General features: G+C 33.8%; 9 protein-coding genes and 1 pseudogene. 9 read left to right on the plus strand and 1 reads right to left on the minus strand.

Going from position 1 to position 9,508, the window contains the following annotated elements; all coding sequences use genetic code 11:
• From TJ68_RS00040 to TJ68_RS00060, 5 genes are all read left to right on the plus strand, one after another.
• Nucleotides 1-252 (plus strand): IS3 family transposase (locus TJ68_RS00040; RefSeq protein ID WP_040928076.1); only part of this gene is annotated, 252 nt, incomplete at its 5' end.
• A gap of 485 nt (nt 253-737) precedes the next feature.
• Entirely contained in the window at nt 738-1,181 is a 444-nt protein-coding gene (locus TJ68_RS00045) for a LytTR family DNA-binding domain-containing protein (protein WP_040928077.1), read from the plus strand.
• Nucleotides 1,182-1,556: a DUF3021 family protein gene (locus TJ68_RS00050; RefSeq protein ID WP_040928078.1), complete on the plus strand. Its 375-nt coding sequence runs from the start codon at nt 1,182-1,184 to the stop codon at nt 1,554-1,556.
• A 126-nt stretch (nt 1,557-1,682) separates the two neighbouring features.
• Nucleotides 1,683-2,582 carry an ABC transporter ATP-binding protein gene (locus tag TJ68_RS00055; RefSeq protein ID WP_040928079.1) on the plus strand — a complete coding sequence of 300 codons (900 nt, stop codon included), beginning with the start codon at nt 1,683-1,685 and terminating at the stop codon, nt 2,580-2,582.
• Nucleotides 2,575-3,783, plus strand: coding sequence for an ABC transporter permease (locus tag TJ68_RS00060; protein WP_040928080.1), 1,209 nt, complete (start codon nt 2,575-2,577; stop codon nt 3,781-3,783). Before TJ68_RS00055 ends, TJ68_RS00060 begins: the two co-directional genes overlap by 8 nt.
• 37 nt (nt 3,784-3,820) lie before the next feature.
• On the opposite strand, the gene TJ68_RS00065 is transcribed toward TJ68_RS00060, so the two are convergent.
• Nucleotides 3,821-4,792 (minus strand): DUF1002 domain-containing protein, encoded by a 972-nt coding sequence (locus tag TJ68_RS00065; RefSeq protein ID WP_040928081.1) that lies wholly within the window; start codon nt 4,790-4,792, stop codon nt 3,821-3,823.
• A 139-nt stretch (nt 4,793-4,931) separates the two neighbouring features.
• Between TJ68_RS00065 and TJ68_RS00070 the strand changes: the two genes are divergently transcribed.
• The 4 genes and pseudogenes from TJ68_RS00070 to TJ68_RS08620 all read left to right on the plus strand — a co-directional run.
• Entirely contained in the window at nt 4,932-6,194 is a 1,263-nt protein-coding gene (locus tag TJ68_RS00070) for a Y-family DNA polymerase (RefSeq protein ID WP_040928082.1), read from the plus strand.
• A 135-nt stretch (nt 6,195-6,329) separates the two neighbouring features.
• Nucleotides 6,330-7,568, plus strand: coding sequence for an aminoacyltransferase (locus tag TJ68_RS00075; RefSeq protein WP_040928083.1), 1,239 nt, complete (start codon nt 6,330-6,332; stop codon nt 7,566-7,568).
• Between the two features lie 16 nt (nt 7,569-7,584).
• Entirely contained in the window at nt 7,585-8,862 is a 1,278-nt protein-coding gene (locus tag TJ68_RS00080) for a peptidoglycan bridge formation glycyltransferase FemA/FemB family protein (RefSeq protein WP_040928084.1), read from the plus strand.
• An 89-nt stretch (nt 8,863-8,951) separates the two neighbouring features.
• A pseudogene (locus TJ68_RS08620) lies at nt 8,952-9,508 on the plus strand (peptidoglycan bridge formation glycyltransferase FemA/FemB family protein); the annotation flags it as partial.

Genomic DNA, 9,508 nt, shown 5'->3' on the forward strand with positions numbered 1-9,508 from the left:
AACTGGACACAATTACTAGAGCAGAATAATATCAAGCAGAGTATGTCTAGACGTGGAAATTGTTTAGATAATTCATCTATGGAGAATTTCTTTAGTCTGTTTAAACAAGAAATCTATTACGGTGTTAAATATCAAAGTGTTCAAGAATTAATCCAGGAATTAGAAGAATATATTGATTGGTACAATAACAGAAGAATAAAAGAGAAATTAGATGGCCTGTCTCCTGTTCAATATAGGAAACAAGCCATATAAGAAATCACGGACAACAATGTCCGGATTTATGGGTTCGGTACAAGTTAGAGGGAGTTTTCGGCGTTTATTTAACAAAAATTATGAGGATTTGTTAGATATTCGCGTATAATTAACAAATTTTGGATGAATGAACTGATTTTTGTTAAATATATCTTTTTATCTAACAAAAAAGCATCTAAATAACTAAAAAGTGTTAGATATATCTTTTTATCTAACAAAAAAGCATCGAAATAACTAAAAAGTGTTAGATATATAATTTTATCTAACAAAAAAGCGTCGAAACAACGTAAAAGTGTTAAATAACGGCACTTATCACGCATATCAAAACTAAAATCAAACAATATTGAACAATATCAAGCACTTCTCACTATAAGAGAAGTGCTTTTTTACCGGTTATACCGATATTTTTACCACTTACGAATTTTTTAACTGTAATTTTAAATATAATTGTATACTGAATTTAGCGAGAGAGGGAGGGGTCGAAAGTGAAGATTAATCTGATTATCGATAGTAGTTTAGAAGAAGATGAAGTGCAAGTGCACGCACAAAATGCCACTGTTGGCGCACGAGTGTTGTCGTACGTCGACCACTTTACGAAAGACAAGGAAAATATCACTGTGAAATCTGATGATAAATTTACCGTCATTAAAAAGATGGATATCGTTTGTGCTGAGATTCATAACAAAGTGCTGACGATTTATACGAGTAAAGAATCAGTACAGACGTACAAAAGCCTCTCGACATTTTTAGATGAACTGAATTCAAATACGTTTATGCAAGTATCTAAGTCAGAGTTATTGAATATTCAAATGATTAAAAAAGTCGAGCCGTCCTTTTCAGGGAATTTAATTGCAGTCATGTCGAACGGTCAAAAGGTGAATATTTCTAGACGGTTTGTATCAATATTAAAAGAAAGGTTGGGGATTTAAATGTTAGTAAATGCATTAAAGTTTATAGTTCAATCTGTACTAATCGGAAGCTTCATCTATTTAGTTTCACTTATGATTTTAGATCCTTCGAAGGAGATTGTGTCAGTGTGGATTGCGTCACTACTTATCGGACTCGCAACGTGTGCACATTTAACAAAAATGCCACCACCTCTTGCTGGACTCATACAACTCATTGTAGGTACAGTCGCTTTTACTATTGTTGCGGTGATGAACGGATGGATATCAGCAACTCTTACTGACATATTATTATACGCCGCTTCAATCATCGTTATTATTTTAATCGTTCAAAGTGTATTTATTATTATGGCAATTCGCGATAGTAAAGAAATCAACAAAAAATTAAATGATAAATAATATAGTGCCACTGAGCTTCTCAGTGGCAATTTTATTTCTCATTTACTGGTCATATATACTATATACGTTGAAAAATACAGTTTTCATAATGTAGTATTATAAATATAAAGAAAATAGGAGGCACTTATGGGACTAAACATTAATCATCTATCAAAACAGTTCGGCGATTTTACAGCTGTTGACGATTTAAACTTTACGGTCCAAGAAGGGGATATGTATGGTTTACTTGGTGGAAACGGTGCAGGTAAGACGACGACGTTTCGTATGATCTTAAATATATTAAAACCAACGAGTGGTTCTGTGACGTTTAACGATAAAAAAATAGATTATAACTTTACAGACTACATCGGCTATTTACCCGAAGAGCGTGGATTACATCCGAAACTAACTGTTGAAGAGCAAGTGATGTATCTTGCGCAACTTAAAAATATGTCTAAACAAGACGCAAAAAAGCAATTAGAATATTGGCTAGAGCGCTTTAAAGTATCTGAAAACATGAAGAAAAAAATTGGAGCGTTATCTAAAGGGAACCAGCAAAAGATTCAACTCATTGCGAGTATTATCCATAATCCAAAGTTACTCATACTCGACGAGCCGTTTTCTGGATTAGATCCTGTTAACGTAGAATTATTAAAAGAAGCGGTCAAAGAGTTAAACAAAAATGGTGCGACGATTATTTTTAGTACACATCGTATGGAACACGTGGAAGAGTTATGTGAATCGATTTGTATTTTAAAACGTGGGAAACAAGTCGCAGAAGGTTCTATTCAGTCTATTAAAGATGACTTTAAGCAAAAAACGATATTCATTCGTGGGACGCATGACGTATCGTTCTTAAAAGATCATCCGGGTGTTTTATCTTACAATAAGAAGAATGATTTAGTTACACTAAAAATTGAAGATGAATCATTCGCTCAACCGATTTACGATCGCGTAACACCACTCGGTTACTTTAGTGAGTTTAGCGTTAAAGATCCGACGTTAAACGAAATATTTATAAGTAAAGTAGGTGAGCACGATGAATAAGTTTTTAGCGACGTTATTGTCGACATATAAACAAAAAATTAAAGCGAAATCGTTTATAATTACGACATTATTACTCGTTCTGTTCGTATTTGCAGGTATGAACTTCGACAAAATTTTAAATCTATTTGATAGTGAAGATGAAAAAACAGTAATAACGATAGAAGCGACAGAAGAAGATAAAAAAGTCGTTACGGATGTTATTACATCGTTCGACGATACGATTCTAATAGAACCAGATGCTAAGAACGTATTAGCGATTGACTCTGAAGAGCTACCAATCAAAGCAACGCTAACTTCTGACGGTGAATTATCTAACGATAACCGTCAAGCGATAGAGTTTGCTCTTGATGAGTTAAATAAAATCTACGTGTCAAATACGATTGATATTTCTGAAGAGGATTTAGCGTTACTTGATTCACGTGCAGATTTAACTGTCAAAAGTAGTGACCCTGACGGTGAAGGGGAAGTAGACGAAGACGGATTTTTCGAAAGTGAGAACTTACTGAATTTAGTTATTATTTATGCCGTCATTATGCTAATGTTCTTTATCATCATTGGATATGCGAGTCAAATCGCAACGGAAATTGCTCAAGAGAAATCATCACGAGTCATTGAAATGATCGTATCAAGTATATCTCCAACGCAGCACGTATTAGCGAAAGTAAGCGCGATTATACTCGTATCTTTCACACAGATACTGATTGTGATTGGTTCAGGGCTAATTGCATTTAAAACGTCTTCTTTACAAGAGACGTTATCAGAATTTGAATTAGTTTCAAATGAACACACTGTACCAATTATCGTTTACTCTGTTGTATTTTTAGTGCTCGGATTATTACTATATTTAATATTTGCAGCATTACTTGGATCGTTTATATCGCGTATGGAAGACTTACAGCAAGGACTCATGCCACTCACATTTATTTCAATCGGTGGATTTTATATCGGTCTATTTAACATCATGAATAGTGACGGAACTTTACTTAAAATAAGTAGTTACGTCCCGTTCTTTACACCGTTTACAATGCCAGTACGACTACTTAATTTAGATACTCCGATGAGTGATATATATATCGGAATCGCAATTCTCGCTGTTTCAGTCGTATTAATACTCTTCTTGACGACGACAGTTTACAAACGAAACGTGTTAATGAATGATTCTAATATATTAAAATCGATTAAAAAAATGAAAAATATGTAAAATAAAAGCCGATGGGGATTTCCCATCGGATTTTTGCTTAGTTAAATAAGTTTTTAATTGATTCAAATAGTGATTTAAAGAATGATTTAATAGACTCGATGAGCCCTTGTCCTTCTTCACTTTCAGCGAAGTCTTTAATATCGTTACCTAAGCTTTTCGCTTTGTCTTTGGCATCTTTAAATGCGTCACTATCTTTAATTTGGTTGAGTAAGTCTTTAGAGCTTTCTAAGATTTTTGTTGCAGATTCTTCACTAAAAAATCCTGAGTTTTTAATTTGGATAATAATGTTAATGATTTGAGTTTTTTGTTCTTCAGTCACGATTCCATCGAGTCCGTTGTCTTTAATTTTTTCATCGACAATTTGACGGATGTCGTCTTCTGTGAGGTTTGCACCGTTGTTAATTTGGTTAATGATCGTAATTTTAATTTCTGTAATTGCTTTGTTTAATTGTGCTTCACTAAAGCCATCTTTACCTTCGTTTTCAGATGTGATGTCTGAGATTGTGTTTAATTCATCTTGAGCGTTTTTCGTATATTCAGGATTTAAACTATCTCCTTGGACTTCATACGCTTTATAAATCCCTGTTAACGCTGATTCTCCTGTAACATCGTGTGGAGCAGCGATTACGACATCTGCATTAGTCACACCTGCTGTAATCAATGCGTTTTGATAAGTTTGTGGACTAATTTGAGTGATTTTACCGTACGTTTCGTCGATATCAATTTTTAGTCCGCCAGAGTTTTTCTCCATAATACGAATACTAGAGAATAAAATACTGTCGTCATATCGATAGTTAATATATTTTTCAGTGTCGTTACCATATACGTAATCGACGATGTCATCATCTTTAGTTCCTAATAATTTTGCTATTTGTTCTTGTTGGGGTGAATCTTTAAGACCTGCACCATAAATTGTGACGCTTTCTTTCCATGCGCTTGCAGCGAGAGCTGGTGTTGCGAGTGTAATCGTTAATAAAAGCGATGCGATTACTGCGAACCACTTTTTCATAAATATATACCTCTCTTACTTCTAAATTTGTTTTAAGGATACTATATTCATTGTCGTTATACAAAAGATAAGGTATTTACGCTTTATAAAAATATGTTATTCTAATATAGAACATATGTTCGCATTAAGGAGGTAGCATATGTACAATTATCATTTATGTCCAAAGAGAGATATATTTTGTATCGATCAGAAAAGTTTCTTTGCGAGTGTATCTTGTATTATGAATGGATGGGATCCGAATACGACGTACCTCGCGGTCGTTGGTGATGTTGAGTCGACGGGATCTGTCGTATTAGCAGCGACACCAAAGATGAAAGAACTCGGTATTAAAACGGGCTCGAGACATTTTGAAATACCAAAAGGTGACCATATTAAAGTTATTAATCCTTCGATGAAAACATATTTGACGTATTCAAAACGTATTACGGAAATTGCTTTACAATACGTTGCACCTGAAGATTTTCATCAATATTCGATTGACGAATTTTTTATGGATGTGACAGATAGTTATCATTTATTCGCTGAAACACCGTATGCATTAGCTGAAATGTTAAAAGCTCATATTTATAGAGAAACGAAAATTGACTGTGCGATTGGGATCGGAGATAACGTGTTGTTAAGTAAAGTATCATTAGATATTGAAGCAAAGAAAATGCCGAGCGGTATTACAGAGTGGCGCTATCATGACATACCTAAAAAACTGTGGCCGATCACACCGTTAAGAGATTTTTTTGGTATTAATAAACGATCAGAAAAGAAGTTGAATCAGCGAGGTATATTTACAGTTAAAGATTTAGCGCTTTATCCGGTAGAATATTTAAAAAGAGATTTTGGCGTGATTGGAATCGACTGGCATATGCACGCAAACGGTATTGATTTTAGTAAATTAAGTGAAAAATACAATGCGAAAAGTCCGACAATCGCAAAAAGCCAAATACTAATGAGAGATTATCAGTTTCACGAGCTATACGTCGTCTTACTCGAGCACGTAGATGAGGTCATTCATCGACTTCGTTTAATGAATAAGCGTGCACGAACGATACATTTTCAAGTGTCGACAAAATTCGGGAAATCGTACGGGAAACAATTTACGATTGATGAAGGGACACATGACGAAAACGAAGTGATGTTTGGTATTTGGATTCGACTAACAAAAATTGCTGATACAGACGCACTGTATCGTACGATTAGCGTTAGCTTAACGAATTTAATTCGTAATGATTATATACAAGGTAATCTATTTAAAGATAATGAAAAAGAGTATAAGCGAGATCAACTGTTAAAAACAATCGACGAATTAAAAGTGAAATACGGCACACTCAGTGTGATGCGTGCGTTAAGTATGACAGAAGCCTCGACGTTAAAACTAAGAGAAGGGCTAATCGCAGGTCATAAACGCTAAAAAAGCAATATAATTTATGCTATAATAATAGATTGATATTAAGTTATGCATGAAAATGGTATGAATAGAATACTATCGTTAAATAATGCTATACTTTAAGCGATGAAACGAGTATACGATAAAGGATTGAAACGAATGGAGTTTGTAGAACTTACACAAGAAGAATTTGAACAATATACGAAAGAAAACTTTAGTCATTTTACACAGACGTTAGATAACTATCGTTTAAAGCAAGATGAAGGCACAGAGAGTTATCTCGTCGGTTTAAAACATGATGGTGAAGTAAAAGCAGCGTGTTTAGTTACGCTCGGTCGTGTAATGAAATTCTTTAACTTTGCTTATACGAACCGTGGTCCAGTATTAGATTACAGTGACGAAAATATCGTTAAAGTATTTTTTAGAGGTCTAGAATCATTTTTAAAAAATAAAAAAGTCGTGTATCTTCGTGTAGATCCATATGTCGTACTGAACGTACGTGACCACGACGGAAATATTCTAGAAGAAAAAGACAGTCATCAATTATTTGAAACATTTAAAAAACTTGGGTATGACCATGACGGATTTACGGTAGGATTTAGCCCAGACACTCAAATTAGATGGCATTCAATATTAGATTTAAAAGATAAAACTGAAAAAGAAATATTTAATGAATTTGATCAGCTACGTAAACGTAATATTAAAAAAGCAGAAAAAGATGGCATCAAAGTTAAATATCTCGATTTAGATGATATCGATATATTTACTGACTTTATGGAAGACACAAGTGAGATGAAAGAATTCTTTGATCGTGGACCGAAGTTTTACAAGTCACGTAAACAATATTTCGACGACAATGTTATGATTCCACTCGCGTATGTTGATTTAAATGAATATGTAGATACGTTACAGTCTGATGTTCAAAAAATGCAAAAAGATTTAAACAAAGCAGAAAAACAACTAGAACGTCATCCAGATAATAAAAAAGCACAAAATAAAGTGAAGAACTTTAAAGAACAACTTGCTAACATTGAGAAAAAATTAGAAGAAGGTCTAAAGCTTCGTGAAACTCACGGTGATGAGTTACCAGTTGCAGCGAGTTATTATATTAATACACCACATGAAGTTGCATATTTAGCTGGAGGTACTGCAAATGAATTCAGACATTTTGCAGGCAGCTATAGTATCCAATGGGAAATGATTAAATACGCTATAGAACATGGCGTAGATATATATAATTTCTACGGAATTAGTGGGAAGTTCACAGAAGATGCTGAGGACTACGGTGTTATTCAATTTAAAAAAGGATTTAATGCAACGGTCAATGAATATATTGGAGATTTTGTAAAACCGATTAATAAAACATTAGATAAGTTATATCACCTGTTAAAAAGATAAAGAAAGAGAGAAAAGTATGAAGTTTGTACAATTAACTGATGAAGAATATAAAAATTTCATTGAAAATGATGGCCGTGAAAGTGCCTTTTTCCAAATGATTGAAAATAAAGCAAATCGTTTAGTCGACGGACGATGGGAAGTAGAACTGCTCGGTCTAAAAGACAACGAGGACAAAGTCATTGCAGCAGGATTATTTACAAAAGAACCGAGTGTATTAGGCAAATACTTTTACTATTCAAATAGAGGGCCTGTCTTAGATTACGATAATTTAAATATCGTTCGTGCTTACTTTGCTGGGTTAACTGAGTACTTAAAGCAAAACGATGCATCACTCGTTAAAGTGGATCCAAACTGGATTTATAAAAAATACGATAAAGATGTAAAACCGTATGACGATTATGAAAACCGTGACGAAGTCATTCAACTATTAGAGAGTATGGGGTATGTTCATCAAGGATTTACACGAGGATATTCTAATACATCACAAGCACGTTGGATGAGTGTGTTAGACGTGAGTCAATTTAAAAATGAAGATGAGCTTGTAAAGTCGTTTGATAACTTACGTAGAAGAAATATGCGTAAAGCAAAGCGTTACGGGGTAAAGGTCCGCTTTTTAGAAGTAGATGAGATGGATATTTTTGTCGATATGTATCTCGATACTGCAGAGCGCCAAGACTTTTTTGTCAATGAAGATCCTAGAACTTACTTTAAACAATTCAAAGAAACTTACAAAGATAAAGTGCTCGTACCATTAGCATATATCGAGCTCGATCAGTTTATCGAACAAACAGAAAAAGAAGTCAACAAACTTCAAAAGCAAAAAGAACAGCAAGAGAAAAAAGAAAATCAAAATCAAAAGACTCTAAATAGAATTAACGAATTAGAGAGAAATATTGAAGGACATTTAAATGATCTTGAAAAAGCGAAAGAGTTTAGAGAAAAATACGGAAACGTATTAAATCTCGGTAGTGGCGTATACTTTGTAACACCTTACGAACTCGTATATAACGCAGGAGCTTCAAGCGAAGAATTTAACATGTTCGTTGGTCCATATATGATGCACTTAGAAATGATGGAGTATGCGATGGATCACGGAATTGCACGCTATAATTTCTACGGCGTATCTGGGGACTTTAGCGAAGACGGTGAAGACTACGGAGTATATCGCTTTAAAAGAGGATTTAATGCTCAAATCGAAGAATTAGTCGGAGATTTTGTGAAAGTCATTCATCCACTTGCAAATAATGTAAACAAGGTTAAAGCAAAGTTAAGACAAAAGCTTGGAAAAAGATAGTAAAGGATGCATTCTAAATGAAAGTTGAAGAGATTTCAGAACAACAATTTTATACGTTTATGAAAACATATAAAGATATGTATCATTTTATGCACGATGAACTATATTATGACTACATGAAAAATAACGCAACAGTCTATTTATTAGGTTTAATAGATGACATGGATAATGTAATTGGGGTATCAATGCTGAGTGAGTATCCGCTTGTCAGATTCTTTAAAGCGATGACTACACATTCTGGACCATTAATTCTCGATTATACTAACGATAAGCTAGAATATTTTATTCAAGAAATCAGTTCATTTGCAAAAGACAAAGGCGCAGCAAGTCTAACATTTTCACCTTATATGATATATCAAGTGAGAGATTCTGAAGGAAATGTCATAGAAAACGATGAGCGAAATAATCATGAAGTCATTCATCTTTTGAAAGAAATGGATTTAAACATCACGGGTTTACAAGGCAAATGATCTTTGAAGAAAATATACGATTCCAATCTGTAGTAGATATAAGCGGTAGTTTAAAAGATATTTTAAAAAATATGAACTCGTCTACACGATATAATACGAGACAATGTGAAAAACTCCCTCTGAAACTAAAATATTTAGATGAATCAGAGTATGATAGATTCATTGAAATCTATAAA

The sequence above is a fragment of the Nosocomiicoccus massiliensis genome (genome assembly GCF_000438455.1).
Taxonomy (GTDB): Bacteria; Bacillota; Bacilli; order Staphylococcales; family Salinicoccaceae; genus Nosocomiicoccus; species Nosocomiicoccus massiliensis.